This window comes from Butyricimonas sp. DFI.6.44 (assembly GCF_022132345.1).
Lineage (GTDB): Bacteria > Bacteroidota > Bacteroidia > Bacteroidales > Marinifilaceae > Butyricimonas > Butyricimonas muris.
The window spans coordinates 1-578 of record NZ_JAKNJD010000035.1; the positions used below are offsets into that span (position 1 = coordinate 1).

At 48.1% G+C, this 578-nt stretch carries 1 protein-coding gene; it reads left to right on the forward strand.

Annotated features, from left to right (window positions below):
• The coding region (locus L0M98_RS22530) for an AAA family ATPase (RefSeq protein WP_227217897.1) at positions 1-578 on the forward strand (578 nt) is incomplete at both ends.

A 578-nucleotide genomic window follows, 5' to 3' on the forward strand; every position in this document is an offset into this window, starting at 1 on the left:
CTCTAGGAAATATGCCGTTGCTGGAATATTACCGCGATACGCTGAAAGCGTTTTACGGGGTACTCAAGAGTGCCGATCGCTACTTGCGGTTCGTGTTCCTCACCGGGGTGACAAAATTCGCCCAAGAGAGCGTGTTCAGCGATCTCAACCAGTTGAACGATATTAGCATGGACTACGCGTATTCCTCTATTTGCGGTATCACCAAAGAAGAACTGGAACGGGATTTCCAACCGGAAATCAAGGCTCTCGCCGAAAGGAACAATCTTTCCCCGGCAGAAGCACTGGCGAAAATGGAAGCCCGGTACGACGGATATCACTTCCACCCGCGAGGAGCCGGAATGTTCAACCCGTTCAGCGTGTTGAGTTGTTTCAGCAAACTGGAATACGGCAATTATTGGTTTCACACGGGCACTCCGACATTCCTCGTGGAGTTACTGAAAAAAAGTGATTTCGACATCCGGGAATTAATTGACGGGGTTGAATTACCCGAATCGGCATTCACGGAATACCGGGTGACCATGAATAATCCGATTCCATTGATTTACCAAAGCGGATACTTGACAATAAAAGAGTTTGAT